The organism is Xenorhabdus kozodoii (assembly GCF_002632875.1).
Classification (GTDB): Bacteria; Pseudomonadota; Gammaproteobacteria; order Enterobacterales; family Enterobacteriaceae; genus Xenorhabdus; species Xenorhabdus kozodoii.
On sequence record NZ_NJCX01000002.1, the window covers coordinates 170,632 to 196,226 of the forward strand.

At 43.9% G+C, this 25,595-nt stretch carries 20 protein-coding genes and 1 pseudogene; 13 read left to right on the forward strand and 8 right to left on the reverse strand.

Features of this window, described 5'->3' with window-relative positions; all coding sequences use genetic code 11:
* Nucleotides 1-226: 226 nt before the first annotated feature.
* The 3 genes from pnp (at nt 227) to Xkoz_RS02335 (ending at nt 5,559) form a co-directional block, all read left to right on the forward strand.
* Nucleotides 227-2,365, forward strand: a complete 2,139-nt coding sequence (gene pnp / locus Xkoz_RS02325; protein WP_099140565.1) for a polyribonucleotide nucleotidyltransferase — start codon at nt 227-229, stop codon at nt 2,363-2,365.
* Nucleotides 2,366-2,545: 180 nt separating this feature from the next.
* Nucleotides 2,546-3,430 carry a lipoprotein NlpI gene (nlpI, locus tag Xkoz_RS02330; protein ID WP_099140566.1) on the forward strand — a complete coding sequence of 295 codons (885 nt, stop codon included), beginning with the start codon at nt 2,546-2,548 and terminating at the stop codon, nt 3,428-3,430.
* 170 nt (nt 3,431-3,600) lie between these two features.
* Complete coding sequence (locus Xkoz_RS02335) at nt 3,601-5,559, forward strand: DEAD/DEAH family ATP-dependent RNA helicase (RefSeq protein WP_099140567.1); 1,959 nt, start codon at nt 3,601-3,603, stop codon at nt 5,557-5,559.
* Between the two features lie 84 nt (nt 5,560-5,643).
* Here the strand turns inward: Xkoz_RS02335 and Xkoz_RS02340 are convergent, their stop codons facing one another.
* The 4 genes from Xkoz_RS02340 to Xkoz_RS02355 form a co-directional block, all read right to left on the reverse strand.
* Nucleotides 5,644-6,051, reverse strand: a complete 408-nt coding sequence (locus Xkoz_RS02340) for a hypothetical protein (RefSeq protein WP_141554393.1) — start codon at nt 6,049-6,051, stop codon at nt 5,644-5,646.
* 58 nt (nt 6,052-6,109) lie between these two features.
* Nucleotides 6,110-6,829, reverse strand: coding sequence for a two-component system response regulator BtsR (btsR, locus tag Xkoz_RS02345; RefSeq protein ID WP_099140569.1), 720 nt, complete (start codon nt 6,827-6,829; stop codon nt 6,110-6,112).
* A 2-nt stretch (nt 6,830-6,831) separates the two neighbouring features.
* A complete protein-coding gene (locus Xkoz_RS02350) occupies nt 6,832-8,535 on the reverse strand; it encodes a sensor histidine kinase (RefSeq protein WP_099140570.1) in 1,704 nt (567 codons plus the stop codon).
* Between the two features lie 184 nt (nt 8,536-8,719).
* Nucleotides 8,720-11,770 carry an inverse autotransporter beta domain-containing protein gene (locus Xkoz_RS02355; RefSeq protein WP_099140571.1) on the reverse strand — a complete coding sequence of 1,017 codons (3,051 nt, stop codon included), beginning with the start codon at nt 11,768-11,770 and terminating at the stop codon, nt 8,720-8,722.
* A 1,063-nt stretch (nt 11,771-12,833) separates the two neighbouring features.
* Between Xkoz_RS02355 and Xkoz_RS02365 the strand changes: the two genes are divergently transcribed.
* From Xkoz_RS02365 to Xkoz_RS02390, 5 genes are all read left to right on the forward strand, one after another.
* The gene (locus Xkoz_RS02365; RefSeq protein WP_099140573.1) at nt 12,834-13,805 is read left to right on the forward strand and encodes an HlyD family secretion protein; all 972 of its coding nucleotides are present in this window, start codon (nt 12,834-12,836) and stop codon (nt 13,803-13,805) included.
* A gap of 13 nt (nt 13,806-13,818) precedes the next feature.
* Nucleotides 13,819-14,973: an ABC transporter permease gene (locus Xkoz_RS02370; protein ID WP_099140605.1), complete on the forward strand. Its 1,155-nt coding sequence runs from the start codon at nt 13,819-13,821 to the stop codon at nt 14,971-14,973.
* Entirely contained in the window at nt 14,963-16,093 is a 1,131-nt protein-coding gene (locus Xkoz_RS02375) for an ABC transporter permease (RefSeq protein ID WP_099140574.1), read from the forward strand. The genes Xkoz_RS02370 and Xkoz_RS02375 overlap by 11 nt, the downstream gene beginning before the upstream one ends.
* A gap of 655 nt (nt 16,094-16,748) precedes the next feature.
* Nucleotides 16,749-17,537, forward strand: coding sequence for an SDR family NAD(P)-dependent oxidoreductase (locus tag Xkoz_RS02385; protein ID WP_167386539.1), 789 nt, complete (start codon nt 16,749-16,751; stop codon nt 17,535-17,537).
* A 53-nt stretch (nt 17,538-17,590) separates the two neighbouring features.
* Nucleotides 17,591-18,376 (forward strand): SDR family NAD(P)-dependent oxidoreductase, encoded by a 786-nt coding sequence (locus Xkoz_RS02390; protein ID WP_099140576.1) that lies wholly within the window; start codon nt 17,591-17,593, stop codon nt 18,374-18,376.
* A gap of 48 nt (nt 18,377-18,424) precedes the next feature.
* Here Xkoz_RS02390 and Xkoz_RS02395 read toward each other — a convergent pair whose 3' ends face one another.
* A complete protein-coding gene (locus Xkoz_RS02395) occupies nt 18,425-19,333 on the reverse strand; it encodes a LysR family transcriptional regulator (protein ID WP_099140577.1) in 909 nt (302 codons plus the stop codon).
* A 124-nt stretch (nt 19,334-19,457) separates the two neighbouring features.
* Here Xkoz_RS02395 and Xkoz_RS02400 point away from each other — a divergent pair, with 124 nt between their 5' ends.
* From Xkoz_RS02400 to Xkoz_RS02410, 3 genes are all read left to right on the forward strand, one after another.
* On the forward strand, nt 19,458-20,654 hold the full coding sequence (locus Xkoz_RS02400; protein ID WP_099140578.1) for an MFS transporter: 1,197 nt from the start codon (nt 19,458-19,460) through the stop codon (nt 20,652-20,654).
* A 464-nt stretch (nt 20,655-21,118) separates the two neighbouring features.
* Nucleotides 21,119-21,259: a hypothetical protein gene (locus Xkoz_RS22515; protein WP_244183374.1), complete on the forward strand. Its 141-nt coding sequence runs from the start codon at nt 21,119-21,121 to the stop codon at nt 21,257-21,259.
* Nucleotides 21,253-21,771, forward strand: coding sequence for a GNAT family N-acetyltransferase (locus tag Xkoz_RS02410; protein ID WP_099140579.1), 519 nt, complete (start codon nt 21,253-21,255; stop codon nt 21,769-21,771). The genes Xkoz_RS22515 and Xkoz_RS02410 overlap by 7 nt, the downstream gene beginning before the upstream one ends.
* Here the strand turns inward: Xkoz_RS02410 and Xkoz_RS02415 are convergent.
* Nucleotides 21,751-22,080 carry a GIY-YIG nuclease family protein gene (locus Xkoz_RS02415; protein ID WP_141554394.1) on the reverse strand — a complete coding sequence of 110 codons (330 nt, stop codon included), beginning with the start codon at nt 22,078-22,080 and terminating at the stop codon, nt 21,751-21,753. The genes Xkoz_RS02410 and Xkoz_RS02415 overlap by 21 nt on opposite strands.
* 278 nt (nt 22,081-22,358) lie before the next feature.
* Here Xkoz_RS02415 and bhsA point away from each other — a divergent pair, with 278 nt between their 5' ends.
* Entirely contained in the window at nt 22,359-22,610 is a 252-nt protein-coding gene (gene bhsA, locus Xkoz_RS02420; RefSeq protein WP_099140580.1) for a multiple stress resistance protein BhsA, read from the forward strand.
* A 117-nt stretch (nt 22,611-22,727) separates the two neighbouring features.
* Entirely contained in the window at nt 22,728-23,159 is a 432-nt protein-coding gene (locus Xkoz_RS02425) for a YhbP family protein (RefSeq protein WP_099140581.1), read from the forward strand.
* A gap of 23 nt (nt 23,160-23,182) precedes the next feature.
* On the opposite strand, the gene nrdG is transcribed toward Xkoz_RS02425, so the two are convergent.
* Complete coding sequence (nrdG, locus tag Xkoz_RS02430; RefSeq protein WP_099140582.1) at nt 23,183-23,647, reverse strand: anaerobic ribonucleoside-triphosphate reductase-activating protein; 465 nt, start codon at nt 23,645-23,647, stop codon at nt 23,183-23,185.
* Nucleotides 23,648-23,651: 4 nt separating this feature from the next.
* Nucleotides 23,652-25,571: pseudogene (nrdD, locus tag Xkoz_RS02435) on the reverse strand (anaerobic ribonucleoside-triphosphate reductase); the annotation flags it as partial.
* Nucleotides 25,572-25,595 lie beyond the last annotated feature (24 nt).

Consider the following 25,595-nt stretch of genomic DNA (forward strand, 5'->3'; position numbering starts at 1 on the left):
GGCCTAATCGGCCCCTTTTCTTCTAGGAAACGGGATTGGGAAAATCAATCGACTGTTTTTTTACACCGTTTCTAAAATGTGAACCTCTTCCGCTACAGTGACTCGCGCGGCTAATGAGAGTCCTTACAGAAGTGAGTGCTGTCATTAGTCGTGAGGGTGTAGCAAGAAGAGAAAATCCATTGTTGTCGGTTTCTGAAAGCGGCAACACTAACAAAGGAATATTATTTTGCTTAATCCGATTGTTCGTAAATTCCAGTATGGTCAACATACTGTGACCATCGAAACTGGCATGATGGCGCGTCAGGCGACGGCTGCCGTTATGGTAAATATGGATGACACTGCGGTTTTTGTCACCGTTGTTGGTCAAAAGAAAGTCAAAACAGGTCAGGATTTCTTCCCTCTGACCGTTAACTATCAGGAGCGTACTTACGCTGCTGGCCGTATTCCGGGAAGTTTTTTCCGCCGCGAAGGTCGTCCAGGCGAAGGTGAAACGTTGGTTGCCCGTCTTATTGACCGCCCGCTGCGCCCTCTGTTTCCAGAAGGTTTCCTGAATGAAGTTCAAATCATCGCGACAGTCGTTTCAGTTAACCCACAAATAAACCCTGATATCGTTGCCATGATTGGCGCTTCTGCTGTACTGGCATTGTCTGGCATCCCATTCAATGGCCCAATTGGTGCTGCGCGTGTGGGTTACATTAATGATCAATACATACTGAACCCAACCGCTGACGAACTGAAAAATAGCCGCTTGGATCTGGTGGTTGCAGGGACACAAAGTGCAGTCTTGATGGTAGAGTCCGAAGCGGAACTGCTGACTGAAGAGCAAATGTTGGGTGCGGTGGTGTTTGGTCACGAGCAACAACAGATTGTGATCGATAACATCAATGCACTGGTTGCTGAAGCAGGTAAAGAAAAATGGGATTGGTCACCAGAGACAATTAATCAGCCTTTGCACGATCGCGTTGCAGAGCTGGCTGAAAGCCGTCTGGGTGATGCTTATCGCATCACTGAAAAGCAAGAGCGTTATGCTCAAGTTAATAGCATCAAAGAAGACGTCACCGCGGTTGTCTTGACAGAATTTGCGGAAAAGGGCATTGAGCTGGAAGGATCAGACGTTCTTGATGTTCTCGCGACTGTAGAGAAAAACGTTGTCCGTAGCCGTGTCCTGCGTGGTGAACCGCGTATTGATGGCCGTGAAAAAGACATGGTTCGCGCGCTGGACGTTCGCACAGGCGTATTGCCACGTACACATGGTTCATCTTTGTTTACCCGTGGTGAAACTCAGGCACTGGTCGCTGCAACACTGGGTACAGAGCGCGATGCTCAAATTATTGATGAACTGATGGGTGAGCGTGCAGATCGCTTCCTGTTCCATTATAACTTCCCTCCATACTCTGTTGGTGAAACCGGTATGGTTGGTTCACCAAAACGCCGCGAAATTGGCCACGGTCGTTTGGCGAAACGTGGTGTATTGGCTGTGATGCCAAGCATCAACGAATTCCCATATACCGTTCGTGTGGTATCTGAAATTACTGAATCCAACGGCTCTTCTTCAATGGCTTCTGTCTGTGGTGCGTCACTGGCATTGATGGATGCGGGTGTGCCAATTAAGGCAGCCGTTGCAGGTATCGCAATGGGATTGGTGAAAGAAGGGGAAAACTTTGTTGTCCTGTCTGACATTTTAGGTGATGAAGACCATCTGGGCGATATGGACTTTAAAGTTGCAGGTAGCCGTGACGGTATCAGCGCATTGCAGATGGATATCAAAATCGAAGGCATTACCCGTGAAATCATGCAGATTGCCTTGAATCAGGCCAAAGGTGCTCGTCTGCACATTCTGAATGTGATGGAGCAGGCAATTAATGGCCCACGCAATGATATCTCTGAATTTGCCCCACGTATTCACACCATCAAGATCAATCCAGACAAAATCAAGGATGTGATTGGTAAGGGTGGCTCCGTGATCCGTGCATTGACGGAAGAAACAGGGACTACCATTGAAATTGAAGATGATGGTACAGTGAAGATTGCAGCGACTGACAGTGATAAAGCACATCATGCTATCCGCCGTATTGAAGAGATCACTGCGGAAGTTGAAGTTGGCCGTATTTATGCTGGTAAAGTTACCCGTATTGTTGATTTTGGCGCATTTGTTGCTATCGGCGGCGGTAAAGAAGGGCTGGTACACATTTCTCAGATCGCGGAAAAACGTGTAGAGAAAGTCACTGATTACCTGCAACTTGGGCAGGAAGTTCCGGTAAAAGTGCTGGAAATTGACCGTCAGGGTCGTATCCGCCTGAGCATGAAAGAAGCCGTCGTTGTGACTGATGAAACACTGCCGTTACCCGAATCATCAGAAGAATAAATTTGACGTAAAGAGCGGCGTCCTGTAAAAAGGGCGCCGTTTACCTCAATAGATTTTGAGTTATTGTTCGCAGTAGCTTGAAGGGTGAGAAGAAGTCAATTTTGGGCAGGAAGCCTGAAATATACAATGTGGGTGGAGTAACTGGGCATTCTGATTGATGTCTGACTTCGGGAGTGGGAAATGAATTCTTTTCTGCGCTGGTGTTATGTTGCAGCTATTTTTCTCCTTGTGGGATGCGGCAGCACTGGGTGGCGTAAAAATGAAGTTATTGCTATTCCATTACAACCGACATTGCAACAAGAGGTTATTCTGGCTCGCATGGAACAAATACTTGCGAGTCGGTCACTTACGGAAGATGAGTATGCACAGCTTTTATATGAACGAGGTGTGCTGTATGATAGCCTGGGGCTGAGGGCATTGGCACAGAATGATTTTTCAGTGGCTTTGTCTATCCGTCCTGATATTCCTGAAATTTTTAATTATCTGGGAATTTATTTTACGCAGGCAGGCAATTTTGATTCTGCCTATGAAGCGTTTGATTCTGTTTTAGAACTTGATCCAACTTACAACTACGCGCGAATGAATCGCGGAATTTCACTGTATTACGGTGGCCGCTATCGATTGGCGCAGGATGATCTGCAGGCGTTTTATCAAGACGATCCAAATGATCCCTTCCGCTCGTTGTGGTTGTACCTTGTGGAAGAAAAAATTGATCCTAAGGTTGCAATGACGAATTTGTCACACCATTTTGACAAAGCGAGCCGGGGGCTATGGGGCTGGAATATTGTTGAATTCTATTTGGGCAAAATCAGTGAAAAAACATTGATGGCGCGTTTACAACAGGGTTCAATGGATAACACTTCGCTCGCTGAGCATCTCAGTGAAACTGACTTCTATTTAGGTAAGCATTACCTAAGTCTGGGGGATGAGGATAGCGCGGCTGCGCTATTCAAGCTGACGGTAGCTAACAATGTGCATAACTTTGTTGAGCACCGCTACGCATTGTTGGAATTGGCACTATTAGGCCAAAAACAAGATGACTTATCGGAATCGAACCAACAATAGCTGACGAACATTTTCACGACAGATTTTAAAGTCCGCACCTCCAGGGGTGAGGGCTTGTTTGTTCGTTTAATAACATAATTTGAGCCAGTTCACATTTTAAATGAAAATGACAGAAATTCTTTTCACTGTGTTATGTAGACTGGCCGCCACGATTAATGAGGCACCATTACATGACCACTGAGACTGAAATCTCTTTTGCTGATTTAGGTTTATCGACACCTATTCTTTCTGCACTGGAAGATCTGGGCTATGAAAAGCCTTCTCCTATTCAACAACAATGCATTCCCCAACTGCTGAACGGCCGTGATGTGCTGGGTATGGCACAGACAGGTAGTGGTAAAACTGCAGCTTTCAGCTTGCCTTTATTGCATAACATTGATACTGAACTTAAAGCGCCACAGATCCTTGTGTTAGCGCCAACCCGTGAACTGGCGGTGCAGGTTGCTGAAGCGTGTTCAGATTTTTCCAAGCATATGCGCAATGTGAATGTTGTTGCGCTTTACGGTGGACAGCGTTATGACGTTCAGTTACGTGCTTTGCGTCAGGGTCCACAAGTTGTGGTGGGAACGCCAGGACGTTTGCTTGACCATCTGAAACGTGGAACATTGGATCTGTCCAATCTGAAAGGATTGGTACTGGATGAAGCTGACGAAATGTTGCGTATGGGCTTTATCGAAGATGTTGAAAACATCATGAGCCAGATCCCGGCTGAACATCAAACTGCACTGTTCTCAGCAACGATGCCAGAAGCGATCCGCCGTATTACCCGCCGTTTCATGAATGACCCACAGGAAGTCCGTATTCAGAGCAGCGTCACAAACCGTCCTGACATCAGCCAAAGCTACTGGTCTGTTTACGGCATGCGCAAAAATGAAGCGCTGGTGCGTTTCCTTGAAGCCGAAGATTTTGATGCAGCGATTATTTTCGTGCGCACCAAGAATGCAACGCTGGAAGTTGCTGAAACGCTGGAGCGTAACGGCTACAATTCTGCGGCTCTGAATGGTGACATGAACCAGGCCCTGCGTGAGCAGACACTTGAGCGCCTGAAAAATGGCCGTTTAGATATCCTGATTGCGACCGATGTTGCTGCCCGTGGCCTGGATGTTGACCGCATTAGCTTGGTTGTTAACTACGACATCCCAATGGATGCAGAATCTTACGTACACCGTATTGGTCGTACTGGTCGTGCAGGCCGTGCAGGTCGTGCCCTGTTGTTTGTTGAAAACCGCGAGCGTCGTTTACTGCGTAACATTGAACGCACCATGAAACTGACAATCCCAGAAGTTGAACTGCCAAACGCGGAACTTCTGAGCCAGCGTCGTCTGGAGAAATTTGCGGCCAGTGTTCAACAACAACTGGAAAGCAGCGATCTGGACCAATACCGTGCATTGCTGTCTAAGCTGGGTACTAGCGATGAGCTGGATATGGAAACCCTGGCAGCCGCCCTGCTGAAAATGGCTCAGGGTGAGCGCTCACTTATTCTGCCACCCGATCCTGTGCGCCGTCCTCGTCGTGAATTCAACGATCGTGATGACCGTCGTCGTAATGGTAACGCTTTTGGTGAGCGTGATCGCAGTGACCGAGGTGACAGAAGTGATCGAGGCGATAAAGGTGATCGTCCTCGTCGTGAACGTCGTGACGTGGGTGATATGGAACTGTATCGCATTGAAATTGGCCGTGATGATGGCGTTGAAGTTCGCCATATCGTGGGCGCAATTGCAAATGAAGGCGATATTAGCAGCCGTTATATCGGTAATATCAAACTGTTTGCGACTCACTCTACGATTGAGCTGCCAAAAGGGATGCCAGGTGAATTACTGTCTCATTTCACCCGTACCCGTATCCTGAACAAGCCACTGAACATGCAATTGATGGGCGATGCACAACCATTTGAACGCCGTGAGCGTCGTGGTGGTGGCCGCGGTGGTAACGGCGGTAATGGCAGTAACGCTGGAAATGGCGGCAATGGCCCACGTCGTGACCGTGATAGTTTCGGCAATAACGGCGGTCGTCGTTTCAACAACAATGAACGTCGTGGCGGTGGTGAGCGTAGTTCTTTCCGCGGTCGTGGTAACGATGATACCAATGGTGGTGCACCACGTCGCCGTCCAAGCAATAGCAACGTATAAGCACACGCTAAGTGCTTATTGATTTGCTGGAGTCATCGTTGCGTTGAAAATATTGCAACGATGAGTCAAATAAAGCCCCTTTTCTTAACGGAGAAGGGGCTTTTTCTTAACGATACGTTTGGCTAATTCAACGTTGGCCTCAGTATCTGAAAGTAAGTGCTCACCTTGATGGATAACCACTTTTCTTACCTTACCGTTGAAACCAGCATGTGTCACTTCCTGCAAAATCCGCTCTTCCACAGGGCACAATCCTCCTTCGCTTTGATCCAGTGGGTGAACCAAAACACGGTGTTTACATTCAAAAAACTGTTTAATCCCTTTCAGGAAACCATGCTGATTGAGCAGCGTATTTAATTGAAATAGCGCGTTATAAAAATCACCAATCAGTAAACGCGGGGTACTGAAATTTCCCCCAATCTCCCGCTCTTGCTGGTTCTTGAGGTTTTTCAGGATCATTCGGTTGGTTTTAATTTTGAGATAAAAATCGGCCAAGGGCATTTCCTTTGTCTATTTTGTCTGTAGGGTTAGGAAATTATGCCCTAAGCGACAATCAATTTAACCCCAGTTCTTCCTTTAAGGGTTTCAAATAACGACGGCTTACTGGAATACGTTCGTCATTACTTAATACCAGCTCTGCCTGCCCATTGTCGCCAAAAACAATCTCCCGCAATTGGGTCATATTGACTAAGTACTGGCGATGGCTACGGGTTAGCGAAGTGCGGGTTTCCAGTGTCCGCAGAGTCAACTCAGTAAAGCCCTCCTGCCCGTTGGCACTCATGACGTATACACCACTCAGCCGGGAAGTGACATACAGAACATCATCCAATGGCATCAGCCAGATGCGGCTATGTCCGGTACAGGGAATATATTTCAGTTGTTCACCTTCACGTTGAAGATCAGTCAGATTCTGCTTTTGATAGCCAGAACGCAGCCGTTGTAGTGTTTTACTCAGGCGTTCTTTTTCCAACGGTTTCAATAAATAATCGAAAGCATGTTCTTCAAAGGCTTGCACCGCATATTCATCAAATGCAGTCAGAAAAACAATGTAAGGGCGATGCTCAGGATCGAGCATGCCTACCATTTCCAATCCGGTAATGCGGGGCATTTGAATATCGAGGAAAACAACATCAGGTTTCAGGCGATGGATGGCGCCAATCGCTTCCACTGCGTTGGCACATTCACCCATGATCTGGATATCCGTTTCCTCTTCCAGCAGACAACGTAGATTTTCACGAGCCAATGGCTCATCGTCAACAATCAATATATTCATATTTACGCCGCTTTTTTAGACTCTTTTTTTTCTAATGGTAAACACAAAATGACACGGGTAAATGTTTCTGGCTGACAATCCACTCTTACCCCATATTGATTACCATAACGAAGCCGCAGACGTTTATCTACTAAGTTCATCCCAAGACCGTCATCCCCCACTTTTTTGGGACAATACAGCCCCGCATTATCTTCAATTTCTACCAATAGCAACTTCCCTTCTTGATTGGCTCTGATCGTAATTCTTCCCGTATCCAGTAACTGTGATGTGCCATGTTTAATGGCATTTTCTACCATGGGTTGGAGGGAGAAGGCAGGTAACCGCGCATCGCGTAAGTCATCGGGGATCTCGATGGCAATTTGGAGGTGCTCACGGAAGCGGGCTTTCTCAATTTGTAAGTAAGCGTTTACATGCTCTATCTCATTGTCCAGTGTGGCGATATCTTCAGGCCGTTTTAAATTCTTTCGGAAAAATGTTGAGAGATATTGCACAAGCTGGCCTGCCTGCTGGCTATCCCGACGGATAACCGCTTGCAATGTGTTTAACGCATTAAATAAAAAGTGAGGATTCACTTGCGCGTGAAGGAGCTTTATTTCTGATTGCAGCAAAGATTGCTTATTGCGTTCATATTGTCCGGCAAGAATTTGGGCGGAAAGCAGGCTGGCAATTCCCTCTCCCAATGTGCGATTGATGGAACTGAATAGACGATTCTTCGCTTCGTAGAGTTTGATAGTCCCAATGACCTGCTGGTTCTCGCCCCGCAAAGGGATCACCAGTGCGGAGCCAAGTTTGCAGGTTGGGCTAAGGGAACAGCAATAAGGTGTTTCATTGCCATCAGCATACACGACTTCATTATTCTCAATGGCACGATGAGACTGTTTGGCAGCAATCGGAGTACCCGGTAAATGGTGATCAGAACCGATACCAATAAATGCCAGTAGCTTCTCTCTATCCGTAATTGCAACAGCCCCAATCTCCAACTCTTGGTAGATAACTTTCGCCACTCGCATACTGTTATCTTCATTGAACCCTTTACGCAAAATTCCCTCTGTGCAGACAGCAATTTTTAGCGCTTGGGCAGAAAAAGCGCTGGTATATTTTTCGAAAATGGCGCGTCTGTCCAATAAGATACGGATAAACATGGCTGCCCCGATACTATTGGCGATGATCATGGGCGCCGCGATATCTTTTACCAAATTCAGGGCTTCACTGAAAGGGTTAGCAAGTAGCAGGATAATGCCCATTTGAGTGCATTCGGCAAAGAAAGTGACAATGGCAGCCGTCCACGGATTCAATAACTTATTGAGTTGCCCTTTTCTCATCAGATAAATATGCACCAGGCCACCCAGTACGCCTTCTACAATGGTGGATACCATACAACTAAATGCGGTCATTCCACCGAGAGAATAACGGTGTAGTCCTCCGGTGAAGCCGACCATTGCCCCAACGGTAGGCCCACCGAGAAAGCCCCCTAGCACAGCGCCTATCGCGCGAGTATTGGCAATTGAATCGTTAACATGCAGCCCGAAATACGTCCCCATAATGCAAAAGATGGAAAAAATCACGTAACACATTAGCTTATGTGGTAAACGAACCGTCACTTGCAACAGGGGAATAAACAAGGGGGTTTTACTCAGAAGCCAAGCGATCACCAGATAGACACACATCTGCTGAAGTAATAACAACACCAGGTTAAATTCGTACATATCTTTTCATTTTGTGATTAATAGGGTGTGATAAATAACGATAAAAAATTTAGAACGCTATTATCAAAGGTGGAATTTAACACCGTCAATAGTGTGTAGGCAGGATAACGTATTTACAGGCGCAGGACAGAAAAATCCGCCCCTTTAGGACGGATTTTTAGCTGAGAAGTCAAAACAGAAGGTGTTATATTTTACAGGAAACGTAGTCATAGACTTTATCATTAATAACTTTTGCTACTCCTGTATCTATATTCACGCTGTAATGATGGTGTGCGTCTTTCATTTCTGGGTCTTCATCTTCTGTTCGAGAGCGATAGGCGCGATGTTGGGGCCAACCGAGTTGATCATGCATTGCATTGTTTGGGTGGGCCTGGTACAGCGCCACTAAATCGTCTTTTGTGGGTAGATGTTCACCTATTTTTTGGCAATACCATACCGCTCCACCGTGGACACGGCGTAACCATGTTTCTCCACTTTCGAAATAGGTGTTATCGGCCCCTAACTCATCTTTCGCTAGTTCTGCCTGCAACTTAGGGCGGCTAAAGATAGCGCCATTTCCACCTACAACGGTGTCAGGCATATGCCCCCAAAAATTAGCCACATCAACGTCTGGGCTGGTAGCCACAGTAAAAGTGACATGTTGCGTTTGTGGGGCAGCAGTACCATCCGCAGAGATAGACAAAATCGTCTTCACGCCAAGCCCATTTGGATCGGTCACCGGAATAGATAAAACACCGTTTTCATCCGTGAAACCTTGGTACAGACTTGATTTTCTATTAAGTAATACCGTGATTGTCTCAGTAACATTCTGACGATTCAGTGCCTTAATTGCTTTAACTCTAACAGCAACATTTCGGACAATCTGTCCGTGATTGAGTGTTTTGACTTTCAGCATGATCGGCTGGTTTTTTGCAACCTTTTCAACATTCACAGTGATTGCCATATTATCGGCAAGCCCTCTGACAGTCCCCCCTTTTCCACCATCATGGGTGTGGTTTCCTTGTTCGGCACTCATGCCAGTATCAACGTTCTGCATATTGCCGATCTTACCCATCGCATTTTGTGCCTGTACAACCACCTCTTTCACTGTACCGGCATCTGATTGTGTCAAGGTATAGTCAGGGATCTTGCCTGATTCTGTTATCGTTTGGCCTTTTGTAATGTCTACATAGCCCTTATTGCCCCATGCATAGCGTGATTTATCGGTTGGGTCGCCATGATTAGGATTAAAGGTATAAGTTGCACTTAATTTCTGCCCCATCTCTAACTTGCCAATGAGAGTCAAATTTTTGATGATGGGAGCTTCAGGATGTACAAACATGACCTCGACGGGTTTGATATTAATTCCCTCCACTTCCGGCGTGATTTTCAGTATCCCGATCTTTTCACCAGCCGTGAGCTGGGATTCATAAACACCTGGCTGGACTTCTTTCATTGCACTGATCTTCGGATCACTGCCATTCCCACTTAACCCACTTGAAACCAATTTAATGTCTGAGGCGATGCCGCTGATGGGTTTGTCGTTCTGGTTTTTGAGGGTTAATGTCAGGAGAGTAGTGGCATGACCATCAGCCAACAGCTCTTTGTCTTTTACCGAGAAAGTGGATTTATTGGCATTAACGGCAGCGGGAAGCACTTGTACCTTCATTTCGGCTCGTTGAGATGCATTGCCGTGCTCATCGTAAGCAATTGCCCCCACTGTGTAGGTATTGTTACTCTTGGTTTGATATTTTGGTAAGGTTAGCTGGTAGGGTGTACCGTTAGTGTGTTGGATCTTACCGCCATTGGCAAAAAAGCTCGCTGCATCCCACTCGATATTTTTAAGCCCATATTTGCTATTGACACTGACATGGAGAGTTTTGGTATCCCCCGCATAGCCAGTAATCAGGCTATCTATTGCCAGAGAGATCACTTCACGTTTACGGTACTCCAAAACGATCTGGTTGTTGCGCTCAACCAAGTCATAGCGGCTGCCTTGCAGAGAACGTTTAAGCATTACAGCATCGGGATCAATCTGATCAGCCCACGGCGTACCAATGTCATAACTCAATGCGATATTGAACAGGGTTTCCCCACTGCCGGACATATCTTGTTTGCGGTCAATGCCGAAAGTCAGTAATGGGATGGGCGTATAATCCACTCCGATAGTAAAGGCGGCCGGATCTTTCTGGCGATGGTCTTTATCTATCAGTCCAACTTCATCCCCGAAATATTGCTCATACATCAACTTGCCTCCAAGCTGGGGTAAAGAAGGCAAATAGCCTTGTACCCTAAGGTCGAAGCCATTGGCAGGACGCTCATCATAATCAGTCAAAAGGCGGGATTCTTTCCAGTTACTTAGACGAATATAACTGTTCGCCGCTAATTTCAGGTAATTGCGGGCATATTCAGCACCCAGGCCGAGTCGACTATTATCGCCAGTGATATCATGGTCAAAGAAAGCATTGTAGCCGAGCATCCAATCATCAAAAAAATACCGTTGCCCTAGTCCAATATTGGCGGTATCGCGTTTATCGATATGGCGTAGGCCGAACTGGGTAAAAATCACCTGATGATGGGTATCATATAGCGGCAATAACATATCAAATTGGCTGTCACTCAAGCGGCCATGATTATCTATATTGAGCTGCACACGTGTTGTGCCGTAGCGTCCCAACAAATTTTGAATCTTCTGATTGGCTTCTCCCATGACCAGACTGTTTAATTGACTGGTCGCACTATTTTTAATGTTGTCACTGGTCAGCAACAGGCCAATTCGAGAGGAAATCTCAGCCAGAGAATGATTGTCTGTATCTGTAATAGACGTCTTGTCTTCTGTAATCGGGGTCTTGTCTAGTGAAGGGCGTTTTAATAAAGGCAGTTCTAATGAGGAATAGTTAAAAGGAAGAAATTTATTGTTTCGGGGTTTTGGAACATCAATTTCACTACCAACGCCGAGTGTGGTAAAAGGCTTATCAAAAGTACGTAACTGATTGATTCTATTTAAATCAGAGACAGTTAAGCCATAACGTTTAGCGACAACAGTGACTGTTTCCCCTGATTTCAGGATATAAGGCTCTGTTAATAAAGTTTGTTTTTCATTTTGGAAGGTTGAGTGTGTTTTAGCAGAGGCGATGGCGGGAGTCAATGCACCAACAACGGGAAACGCAAGTTGAGTAACAATGTTTATCCAGGCTACACGTTTCACCAAACTTTGTTGATTTTGTAACCACGGCTTATCGAATTTTTTGTTCATAGATATAGACCTGTAACAATAAAAAACACCATGCGATAGCTAACAGTAAACCTATCCATTTCAGGATATTATTTTCTATTTACTGCCCGCCATGAATCGTATAATCAGGAAAACATGCCATAGCGTGCTGCACAATAAAGGAAAGGCAACACCGAACTGCCGAAATTTTAGATATCACAAAATAGCTAACAAACCCTACTTCATGGTTAACAATCAGATTATTGATCTTGTATTTGGTATTTTTATGGTTTTTTATTCCAACACAAAAACATTTTTTGATCAATATAACTTTTTCCATCAGTTATTCTTCATTATTTTGCTATTAATGCCATGTTTTAATTAAATTATTAAATAAAAGTAAATGGTTGCCATTTTGTATTTTATTATCTTAATGTCTTTTTTAAGATTAAAATAAATTCAGTTTAAAATATAAGTAAATATAATGTTTTAACTGTTTGTTTGTCGGTTTTTCTATAAAGAAAAATCAACAGGTTATTATTAAAATAAATATCTTTAGAGGGCGCTTGAGATGAAGAAATGGCATTTGTTGTTTTTGTTATATTCATATGTTTGAATTTATGGCTGTAATTATAATATGCAATTCTATTGTATGATTAGCTGCTATTTATTGTGATTTTTTATTACCTCTGTTTTATTGCCTGATATTTATCCTGAATGAAAAAGGATGATAGAGATTAAGCTATTTTCTTTATGAGTATGATTAATGTAAATTTCACTTAACTAATTATTTTTTATGATTACTCTCCTGTTTTACATGATGACGTGCTAAATGTCTTGTGTTTGTTAAAACATATAATACTATTATTATGGTATTTCATATTGATATGTCCTTTTTTGTAATCATAATAGGATTTATGGCAATATTTATTACTGGTGATAGGGGTTTTCCCCAGAGGTGCTAAGATTTAAGCAATGGAGAAGGAGTAGGCTAGATCATCATCGTCACTCAATCTTTGCTGACACTGTAACTAACATCGGACTGGGCTGTTAATTTTATCGAAAATTTTGACCTTTATAGTACGTTTGGGGCTTACAGAACATAATGAAGAAAAGAACACTTTTCACAATCCTATTGATCATCTTCTTGATCGCAATGGCTGTGCTTTTCCGTTCCCACAGCCAAGAGCTTTTGTTGCAAGGGGAAGTTGATACACCAGAAGTTATCGTTGCTTCCAAAGCTACGGGGCGAGTCGTGAAGGTGCATGTTGAACGAGGAGATAGTGTCAAAGCCGGACAGCTTATAGTGAGCCTTGACAGCCCTGAACTGGCGGCTAAGGTTGCCGCAGCGCAAGCTGTACGCGATCAAGCAAAGGCAAAACTTGCATTATCCCTGCATGGGACTCGTGAGGAGGAGATTAAAATTCTAGAAGCGGCCTTTGTACAGGCCCAATCAGAGTACACAAATGCACAACGTGAATTTGATCGTCTTAAGAATATGTCAACTAAGGGCTATGTCTCTGCGACGGATCGGGATAATGCGCGTAACGCCCGAAATATTGCCTATCAAAAGATGTTGGGTGCCAAGGCTGATCTGGATAAAGGAAAAAATGGAGACCGTATAGAGTTACGACAGCAGCTCCAGGCAGGATTAAATGAAGCGGAAGAAAACTTGCGTGAATTGAAAATACAACGTGATGATCTGCAAGTCAAAGCGCCTGTTGATGGTGAAATTGGGCCATTGCCAGCAGAAGTGGGGCAACTTTTTAATGCGAATAGCCCGCTGGCAACATTAGTACGCATTTCACAGGCTTATTTCGTTTATAACTTGCGCGAAGATATCCTGGCGAACGTTCGCAAAGGCGACAAAATTACATTGCGTGTACCTGCGCTGGGTAATAAAGAAATTGAGGCTGAAATTCGTTATATCGCGCCAATGGGGGATTATGCAACGAAACGTGCAACCCGTGCGACGGGGGATTTTGACCTGAGAACGTTTGAGATTCGGTTATATCCGTTGCAACCCATTGATGGCTTACGTCCGGGCATGAGCGCACTATGGCTCTGGAATAAGTAGGGTGGTTGGCCTGATGAATAGAAAAGCAGTGTGGGGCAGTTTTGAGCAAGGGTTTACGCAAGAACTTAATACCGCGCTGCACAGCCCGGTTTTTCACTGGTTGAGTTGGCTATTCCCTTTGCTGTTATTCACCTTAATTAGTGCCAATTTTTCAGAAGGAACGCTATTTAACTTGCCGGTTTCAGTCGTAGATAACGATCATAGCACGTTGTCGCGCACCTTTATCCGTAACTTAAATGCTGCGCCCCATGCGGATATTACGTCTTATGACAATAGCTTGCCAGAATCCATAAAACGTTTGGGGAGTGCGCAGGATTACTCCTTGCTTTATATCCCGGAAGATTTTGAAAAAAATGCGTTAAGTGGAAAACAGCCGACAGTGAGTATGTATTTCAATGCCCTGTTTTATGGAGCAGGTCGCTACTCGACTCAGGATTTCAGCGGATTAGTGGCAGAAACCAATGAAAAATATCGCGCAATCATTGCTGCTGAAATAGGCCGGCCGTTACCTCCATTAGCTAAAGCGAACATGTCCTATGACAGCTTGTTTAACGCCAGTGGCAGTTATATTTATTACCAGCAATTTGCAGCAACCATTCATTTATTACAGCTTTTTGTCGTCACATGCACGATCTACACAATGGCCAGGGGAAAGCCGCTCTTGGATGCGGGATCTTTCATCGGGGCATTGTTGGGGAAATTGGCACCTTACACCTTAACTTTCACGCTACTATTGATGGTGGAAATTACGGCACTGGTTATTTTTTCGGGTGCAAAAGTAGCCGGTAATCCGTTGTACATGCCAATTGTGGGATTTTTCTATGTGATTGCTGCACAAAGCATAGGCTTATTGTTGTTTACCTTCACTAACAGCGCCATAACTGCCTACACCTTAATTGGGATGTTGGTCAGTATTGCGATGACGTTTTCTGGCATGATCGTGCCAGAACTCTCTATGATATGGCCGGCAAGGGTTATCTCTACTCTTGAGCCATTAACCTATGCCTTGAATGCCATGTTTGACATCTTCCTGCGGGAAGTATCACTACAAATTATTTTGCATGTTTGCCTGATATTGATGATCTATCCTGCGGTTAGCGGTCTTTTGGTTCGCACTCGCTTATGGAAGCGACTTAATCAATCAGAGGACGCCGTTAATGTCAAATAATGGGCAAACAAATTGGGCGTTGTACTGGCAAACATTGCGCGATGTATTTTTGAGCATGCTGGAAAAGCCCATGTGGCTGCTATTGATTGTTTCGTTATGTGTGATGAGCCTGGTTTACGCTCGTCCTTCTTTGTGGGACTTGCCGGTTGCCGTGATCGATAGGGATAACAGCCATGTGAGCCGCACACTGATCCGTCATATCGATGCTATGGCAAAAGTGGCACCCCAAAGCTACAACAATCTCGATAATGCTCGTCGTGACATGTTACAGAGAACCATTTTTGCCATTATCATCGTGCCGGTAGATTTTGAAAAACGCCTGCTGAGCGGGCAGGATGTCACTGTACCGGTTTATGGTGATGCAACAAATCGTCTCGCTAATGGACAGATTCAGCAGGATTTGGCACTGGCTTATCAACAACTGTTGTCAGAATACAATGGCAAATTGCTTTTGCAATCGGGATTCAGCATTGAGCAGGTGAAAACCTTGCTACAGCCAATTCGAAGTGAAACTATTGGGTTATTTAATCCGGGTGTCAGTTATGCTGCGATAGTATTTCCTGGTTTATTGGTTATGCTATTGCAACACTCCTTGTTAGTCGCTTGTGTTCGCGTCAGTATTACCCTACGTGAAACACCCAAAGGTAATCCGCCACTGCCAGTTTATTTGGGAACATTGTCTGCTTTGATCCCTATCTGGCTATTCCTGTCAGTGATCTTTTTTATTCTGTGGCCGTGGATATTGGGATATCGGCAAGATGCACCGATTCACCTCGTGCTTTTACTGACATTTCCATTCTTGTTGGCGGTATTGGGATTGGGAAAATTGGTGACAGAATGCCTGCGTAGCGTGGAAATGATTTATCTAACGTTGGCTTTTATTACTACGCCGATCTTCTATATTTCAGGCACAATTTGGCCGCTTCAAGTCATGCCAAAGTGGGTCAGGATGTTTTCATCGGCCCTGCCATCGACATGGGCGACAAAAGCGATAGCAGGGGTTAACCAGATGGGATTGTCACTGTCTAATGTGTATAAAGATATCGGCATGATGCTGCTGCTTGGCGTGATATATATGGTTTTGGGCATTTTGATTGGTATGCTGCGCAAGGTGAATTGAAATTGTAGGCTATTTTCTGACTTCTCGCGCCGCGAGAAGTCAGAGTTATACTGAATCGGTGTGTCTCACTATTGTGAAAATCTATTTATATTCATCGGCTATGATTTAAATGATCAGATATTATGATAAAAACCTTTGTGACTGCTCCCCGCAGCCTGTAATTCCAGTATGCCCTTTTGCCGGATGTACACCTTTATCGGCGGCCTTGTTCCAGTTTCGCGATAAATCCTTTTCAGCCGGCTGGCGTTGATGAGATGACGGGGATTTGCAACCTTATCTCCGTCAGATTTGATGGCGTAGTATTTCCTTGTGGTGGAACGGCTCAGAGTCATGCTTTTTACGACACCGATAATGTCACGGTGTAAACGGGCTACTATCTTTTAATCATCAGCATGTGATAATAGCGATCGGATTTTATTGTAATTATTTCGCGGTTAGATAATAAAAATTATAATAAATTTGCATTTTTTATTTTTGTTTTGCTATTGGTATTTACGACAAAACTTCATAATAGAAATTCTTATTTCGCAATCCTCAAAGTCCGTATATTAAGTTAATATCACAACTCAGTTAAATAAGCATGAGATATTATCGATAAAGTTAAATTTTTAATATCTGAGTAACACAAAGCAGGATGTTATTTCTGGAGATGCTGATGAAGCGTAGATTGGTTGGTAAGATAGTCATAATCACTGGGGCTGGTTCAGGTATTGGACTTGCTGCTACCACTGAATTTTTAAAAGAGGGGGCATATGTTATAGGCGGAGATATTAATCTGGAGCAACTTTATACCTTACAGGGAGAGGGATATTTACTTCCTTATCAGTTTGATGTTAGAAATCTTTCAGATATTGATGGTCTTATCAATACAGTCATCAGTAAATTTGGAAGGATAGATATCCTAATTAATAATGCTGCATTAGTAAAACCTAGGAAGGGTTTTCTTGATGTAACAGATGATGACTGGTATTCAACAATTGAAATCAATCTGCTTGGCTACATTCGCATGGCTCGGAGTGTGTTACCTTATATGAGTAATCAGAAAAAGGGTATTTTACTCCACATAGCTTCTGAAGCAGCATTAATGCCAAATTTGAATCTCCCTGATTACAGTATCTTGAAATCTTCAATTCTCACGCTATCTAAAGTGATATCACGGGAGTTTGGCAAATATGGAATTCGCTCCAATGTTGTCTCTCCTGCTTTTATTCATACCCCTATCTACGATAAACCTGAAGGGTTGATAACCCAGCTTAAACAAAAATATAAAGTTGGATGTGAAGAAGCATTACAACGTTACGTCGAAGAAGTTGATATTGCTGTTGGTAGACTAGGGCGACCTGAAGAAGTGACTGCTTTACTCTTATTTTTGGTCTCAGAATCCGCGGCATTTATTACGGGTGCAAATTATTTAGTCGATGGTGGGGTGACTCCTTTTATCTAATTAAAGAAATCACTTAAGACTTAGCTTGTTCAGTGAAATGAATAGGGGTTTGTATGAATATAAATTTGGAAGGAAAAGTTGCACTCGTCACGGGATCGACAGCAGGAATTGGGTTGGCTATTGCGCACTGTTTACATAAGGCTGGTGCTTCTGTCATTTTGAATGGAAGAAGTGAAGAACGGCTAAAGAAAGCCATTAATAAGTTTAATGATCTCGATCGCGTTCTTACTGTTGTTGCTGATGTTGGAACTAGAGAAGGATGCGAATTTATTAATGAGAAATTTCCAGAGATTGATATCCTTATTAATAATGCTGGAATTTTTTCTCCTAAGCCAATTTTTGAAATTAGCGATAATGAATGGGTTAACTATTTTAATATCAATGTATTAAGTGGGATTCGTCTGGCGAGTTCATATATTCCACTAATGATAAGGAAAAGGTGGGGGCGTGTGGTATTCATTTCTAGTGAATCGGCCCTACAGATCCCGGTAGAAATGCCACATTATGGTTTGACGAAGACGGCCCAAGTTGCAGCAGCAAGAGGTTTCGCGCAAGCCGCTACAGGAACAGGAGTTACTGTCAATAGTGTGCTGCCTGGGCCAACTGAGAGTGAAGGGGTTGAGCGATTTGTTAGAGAGCTTATCACGGATCCTACACTTTCAATTGAGGAAGCGGGAAAACGCTTTATCGAAACAGCGCGTCCCGCATCGTTGTTGGGGCGGTTGGCAACAGCCGAGGAAGTCGCTAATGCTGTTGTCTTTTTAACTTCACCACAAGCTTCGGCAATAACTGGCACTGCCTTACGTGTTGATGGTGGTGTCATTCAAAGTATTTTGTAAGATGACAGGAACAAGTCAGGATAATGAGAATTTTACTGGCTTGTTCTGTCATTTATCCCAAGGGGGAATTTTCCATTCTTCGGTTAGGAATTCAATAAAACTTTTTATACGTTGTGGAATAGGTCGTTTTCCAGCCCTCACGATATTAATTGGAGAAGTTTCTTCTTGCCATTCTGGCAAGATCTGGATGAGTTTGTTTGAGCGAATTAAACTTGATACATCCCACGTTTCTCGAAGTGCTATACCTAGTCCCGCTGCACACCATGTTCGTAAGACATCACCATTATTGGCAATTAAATCACTTGAGAGTGAAATGGCTTTAGTGTTTTTTTTGTTGTGAAGTGACCATATTGTACTTTTATTTCCAGAAGCGGAAAAAAGCAGACAATTATGGTTAGCCAATTCTTCTGGATACTGAGGTTCACCATGTAGTTTGAGGTAATTAGGTGATGCGACTAAAATTCGTTTGTTTTCTGCTAATCGTCTGGCAATTAAACGTGAATCAGTTAAATTTGCCACTCTGATCGCTAAGTCCATTTCGGCCTTATAAAGGTCAACAATTTTGTCTGTCAAATGTAGTATGAATCCGACAGATGGATATTTTTTTCTAAACTCTGCAATTGCATCGGTGACATAGGTTCGACCAAGGGGAACCGGTGCGGTAAGTCTAATCAAACCTGTAAGAGATTCATTTCCATCCTTGGCTATTTCAGCCGCTTCTTCTACCAGTGTTAATGCAACCCTCACTTTTTCAGCGATTGATTTGCCTTCAGGTGTAATGCGTAATGATCGGGTACTTCGTATAAAGAGAACGATTCCAAGGTTTTTCTCTAGGCGTGCAATTTGTTTACTAACAGTTGTGGGAGATAACCCCAAAGTTCGAGCTGCCGCAGTAAAACTTCCTGTGTCGATGATTCTGATAAATACACTTAAATCTTCAAGGTTACGTAGTACCATTAGTGACACCTTATCATAAGTTTTTATCCATTATGGATATTTATTGCACTAAATGAAAATATGATACTGATTAGATATTCTGAATTCAGATTAATGCATTTTGGGCGTATAAGGAGAATCTTCAATGCCATTCGTGATATATATATTTTCGCTTTGTGCATTTGCGATAGGGTTTACAGAATTCATCACTATTGGGCTGATATCTGTGATGTCGGTAGATCTTGGCGTAGATGTGACCAGTATTGGGTTAACAGTGACAGCCTATGCGCTAGGTGTTGTGATTGGGGCGCCCGTTCTGACTGCACTCGCATCTAATTGGTCAAGAAAATACTTACTTATTACCGCAATGCTGGTTTTTACTCTTGGAAATCTAATAGCAGCCGCATCAGCAAACTTGGTTCTTCTTTTAGCGGCACGGTTATTATCTGGTCTGGCACATGGTGTTTTTTTTGCTGTAGCTTCTGGTGTTGCGACTCGTTTGGTTTCGTCTGAACGTGCTGGAACTGCCCTCGCTTGGGTATTCGGTGGTGTGACTATTGCCATGTCCTTAGGTGTGCCCGTGGGAACTTGGCTGGGTAGTATCTTGAATTGGCATGTCATATTTTTAATTATTGCTGTTTGTGGGTTGGTTGGAACGATTGGTATTGGGCTTAAAATGCCAAAAGATTCTGGAGAGCGGGCTATGAAAGTCGCTGCGAGCTGGCGCCATCTTATTATCCTTTTTGATCGACGTTTACTGGCAGGGGCAAGCGTTCCAATGTTTGCTTATACTGCCTCATTTGCCCTGTACACATTTATTACCCCTATACTATTGACGATTACAGGAGTCAGTGTTGAAACAGCCAGTGGCGTGTTGCTTGCTTACGGTATTGGAGCTGCTATTGGTACGGTGTGGGGAGGACGATTGACTGATCGAAAAGGAATGGATATTGCCTCACTTGTTCTTCTTGTCGGTATTGCGGTTGTGCTTGCAGCGATGACTTTCAGTCTTACTAACTCTGTATTGATGATTGGTTTGACGGCCTTACTTGGTTTGGCAACGTATGGAGCCATTCCACCGTTGCAGTCAAGGATACTGATGTTAGCAAAGCGGCACACACCATATGCTATGGATATCGCTTCTGGCATGAATATCGCGGCTTTTAACGCCGGGGTTGTCTTGGGCTCTGTCATTGGTGGAACTACAGTACGAGGGTGGGGATTAGAGACACTAGCATGGGTAGGGGCAGGCGTGAGTATACTGGCTATCGTATCCCTTGTGTGGCAAATGGTTATTCCATCCATGCGTGAGAAACGTTCAATTTCTCACTCATCACCATAATACCCTGTTACAAAGCTAACACTTCGGAAGTTATCGTGGCTTCCAAAGCAACAGATTGCGTAGTTGTACTGCAATATTAGACCTATATGAATTGCACCAGTACCATTATTGACAGCCGATTTCAGGGCAGGCAAATTACCTGTGGGGCAAAGAAGCGCCATGACATAACACCTGAAAGGTGAATGGTCGCTGTGAATTGTACGCAGATTATTAAATGTATTGATTTGGGGCTGTTTCCGTGCGAATGTCACATAGCTATTGTTTGTGGTGGCACAATTGCTTGGCTGACAATTTCGTGAAGCATTAGCAGAAGATGAGCTGACATTCTTGTAATTCTATTGATTGAAAAATGAAGGTGTTAACTTCAATGATTTCATCTTATAGCTACCCGCAAGGAATATCCTGAAACATAGCTTTTTCAGCGTCGTTTACAGGGGGAAGAGAATACAAAATTGGGACTACATGTGAAAAATCTGATGGATCCCATTGAACGGGGATCTGTGCCATCCATCCTTCGCTTTGGTTTATTGCATCTGGCTGAATTTATCAAAGCGGGACAGAAAGAGGGCGCTGATCAGAACGATCGCGCGGTATCGTCATGTTAATCAGGGTCGAAATTCCTGTCGATGCTATGGGGATTGATCGCTTGCTGCGCCAATCTTTTGAAACATCGGCAGAAGCTGAGTTAATTCATCAACTAAGAGAAGAGGGTTTGTTGACACTGGGTATTGTTGCGACCGACGATGAAGGCCATGTGATTGGCTATGCCGGTTTTGCGCCTGTTGATATCAATGGTGAAGATCATCAATGGGTTGGCCTGACACCATTGGCTGTAGAGGAACAGTATCGTTGTCAGGGGCTTAGTGAAAAATTGGTTTATGAAGGGCTAGATAGCTTGAACGAGTTTGGATATGGAGCGGTTGTCGTGCTGGGAGAGCCTGAATTTTACCACCGTTTTGGTTTTAAACTTGCCAATGAATATCAATTATATTGCCAATGGCCTGATTGCGAGGATTATTTCTTGATCTATCCCTTGGCTGATATTGCGCAGGGAGACTGCCACGGCCTGGTGACTTATCCTGCTCATTTTAATTTCCTATGGTCGCAGACTGGGTGAAAACATCTCAGATGAACCGATTTTTGTTAAATAACTCGTTATGCAGAAAGGCTGGTCAATAATCAGCCTTTCTTTTTGCTGCTTACTGAGTTTTTTCACCCGATGTTCCACTTTCAATGCTATTCCCCTATCACTGACCGGACTCTGATAGACCAACGTTAAAGGCCCTCTTCCCTTTAGGTATTTTGCCCCTTTTCCGGCTGAATGCTGCATTAATCGACGGGATATATTGGTTGTTATTCCGGTATACAGGCTCCCATCCCGTGTCCGAATCAGATAGATATACCAGTTAGCGACATTAATATTCATTATTTTTAATTGTTTTATCACGTTAATTTATGTGGGAATTAATTTCTACCTGTTTAGTAATAAACGTAATTATAAGCTAATTTTTTTGTGTTTTTTATTGTAATGAATTGAATTTATTAAAATTATATATCATTTATTAACTAGTGTCAGTGTTTTTATTCAAAAAAATTGAATTATTATAGCAAGAATTGCTAATTACAATATTTTAAACAGGCGTATAACATGGCCGCAATTACAAGAGATTAATTCCAATTTAAAAATGTGTAGAGGAACAAAATATGAGAAATATAAAAAATATCGCTGCTGTTTTAGCACTATGTGCGGTTTCTTTCGGTTCTTTTGCTGCAACTGAAGTTCAGGTTGCTAAGGGCGAAAAATTAGGCGTTGTTTCCGTGAGCGGGGCAGAGACATTAGACAGTTTGACCGTAGAGTTATCCAAAAAAGCTGATGAAGTGGGTGCGACTTATTTTCGTGTAATTTCGGCCAATGGTCAGAATAAGCTCGTTGGCGTTGCCGAAATTTATAAATAATTTATAGTGTTTCTATACAACCCTCAGGGATTATTGAGTCGAATACAGAACACGTAGCTGGATAGAAAACCTGCCGTGTTCTGTTATGATTTGAATAAAATAACGGTATGGAAATATATGGATTTAAATAAAGAAATTTTAATAATTACCCAATATCTCGCCAGGCAACATGTCTTCACGCTTTGCACGTCTTCTGCCCACGATTTATGGTGTGCGAACTGCTTTTATGTCTTTGATGCTGATAGCATGGCATTCTGGTTTATGACGGGAGTTGATACCCGCCACGGTCAGATGATGCAAAATAATCCCATCGTTGCAGGCACGGTTGCCGGCCAGACCCGCAATGTTGCGCAAATCAAGGGCATCCAATTTCGTGGTGAAGTCATGCCACTGACAGGTGAAATCGAAACTACCGCCAGAGCGCGTTATTGTCGCCGTTTTCCTATCGCCCTGACAGCTAACACCCCAATCTGGCAACTCAATATTAATGAAATTAAAATGGTGAATAACACCCTTGGTTTTGGCAAAAAATTGCATTGGCAGCGTTAATGCCATCACCTGTCGTTAATTTTTTACCTCAAGTAATGGATAACCTGATTATGGCTGCCTCGCCACGTTAACGTGGGATCATACTGCGCTAATTCAAACTTCCCATCCACCAACACATGGATATAACGGATCACTTCCTGTTGAATGTCACTTAATTCATTGAGGACATAACCAGTCCATAGCCAGATATCCTTATCCGGGCACACTCCTCGTACACGTTTAACCAGTTGCAATATGCTGGGGACATTATGGGGATGCAGAGGATCGCCCCCAGACAGTGACAGACCTTGCCGTTGAATGCGGCGATCTTTCAGGTCAGTGATGATCTGATCTTCAACTGCTTGCGTAAAGGGCTGGCCTGAATCGACGCGCCATGTGCTTTGGTTGTAGCAACCACGGCATTGGTGCAGGCAACCTGATACAAACAGCGTACAGCGGGTTCCAGGGCCATTCACCACATCAACCGGATAGTATTGATGATAATTCATGCTATTAACCTATTTGTCCATTGTTGAGATGTTTCACGCGGCGTTTTACTTCTTCTTGCTTACCGGCATTGAATGGACGGGCATCCGGGCTGCCGAGGTAGCCACAAACACGGCGAATAACGGAAACCTGAGATGGATCATGATTACCGCATCGGGGACAGGTGAATCCTTTACTGGTACAGGCAAACTCGCCAGTAAAACCGCATTGGTAACACTCATCAATGGGGGTATTGGTACCATAGTAAGGCACGCGTGAATAGCTGTAATCCCAGACATCTTCCAATGCCTTCAAATTATGTTGCAGATTGGGGTATTCGCCGTAGCAAATAAAGCCACCGTTGGCTAATGGCGGGTAAGGGGCTTCAAAATCCAGTTTATCGTAGGGATTGACCTGCTTCTCCACGTCCAGATGGAAGCTGTTGGTGTAATAGCCCTTATCAGTAACACCTTGGATCACACCAAACTCGGCAGTATCTAAACGGCAAAAGCGATCACATAAATTCTCGCTTGGCGTACTGTACAGACTGAATCCATAGCCTGTTTCCCGCTTCCACTGATCGACGGCCTGACGTAAATATTGAATAATCGCGATGGCTTTCTGCTGGCGTTGTGCATCGTCAAACAGATGAACGTGATGACCATATAACGCATTTATTGTTTCATGAATGCCGATATAACCCAACGAAATAGAAGCCCGCCCCTGTTTGAAAATATCGGCAATATTGTCATTGGCTTTCAGTCGTACACCACAGGCACCTTCCATATAAAGGATTGGAGCAACACGGGCTTTCGTATTTTCGAGGCGAGAAATGCGGGTCATCAGCGCTTTTCTGGCGAGCGACAGGCGTTGATCTAAAATTTGCCAAAAGTCAGCTTCATTGCCTTTGGCTTCGAGCGCTATGCGGGGCAGGTTGAGGCTGATAACCCCCAAGTTATTGCGTCCTTCGTGAATTTGCTGGCCATTTTCTTCATAAGCGCTGAGAAAACTGCGGCAACCCATTGGCGTTTTAAATGATCCCGTGACCTTAACGACCTGATCATAATTGAGAATATCGGGATACATGCGTTTGCTGGCACATTCCAGAGCCAATAATTTAATGTCATAGTGGGGATCACCAAACCGATGGTTCAATCCATCGCGAATAGTAAAAACCAGCTTGGGGAAGACGGCCGTCTTGCGGTTTTTCCCCAAGCCAGCAATGCGGTTGCGCAGAATTGAGATTTGGATCAAACGGGCTGCTTTTGTCGTTCCCAATCCGAAACCGAAAGTGACAAACGGCGTTTGTCCATTGGCGGTATGCAACGTATTGACTTCATATTCCAGGGATTGGAAAGCGTCATAACACTCTTTTTCTGTGCGGGCTTCTGCATAGGCCACCTGATCTGCAATATTCCACTCTTTGGCAATAGCCAGGTGCTTGTTATAACTGGCCTGCACAAAGGGGGCGAGAACTTCATCAATGCGATTAATCGTTGTGCCGCCGTAAATGTGGCTGGCAACTTGTGCGATGATCTGAGCGGTGACCGCCGTGGCGGTAGAAATTGATTTCGGCGGTTCAATTTCCGCATTGCCCATTTTAAAGCCGTTGCTCAGCATGCCCTGCAAATCGATCAGCATACAGTTGAACATAGGAAAAAACGGAGCGTAATCCAGATCATGATAGTGAATTTCGCCTTTATCGTGCGCCTGTACCACATCATGCGGCAACATATGCTGTTTGGCATATTGCCGGGCGACAATCCCCGCCAATAAATCACGCTGGGTTGGAATGACCTTACTATCTTTATTGGCATTTTCATTAAGAAGAGCGAAATTGCTTTGATCGATCAGCCCCCGAATTTCTTGATCTAAGCGATCATGCCATGCATGGGAAGCCTGTTCACAGGTATTGCCCTGACTAACATCAACTTGGCGGTCATCCTGTTGCGTCACAGCCTTTTTCACAAT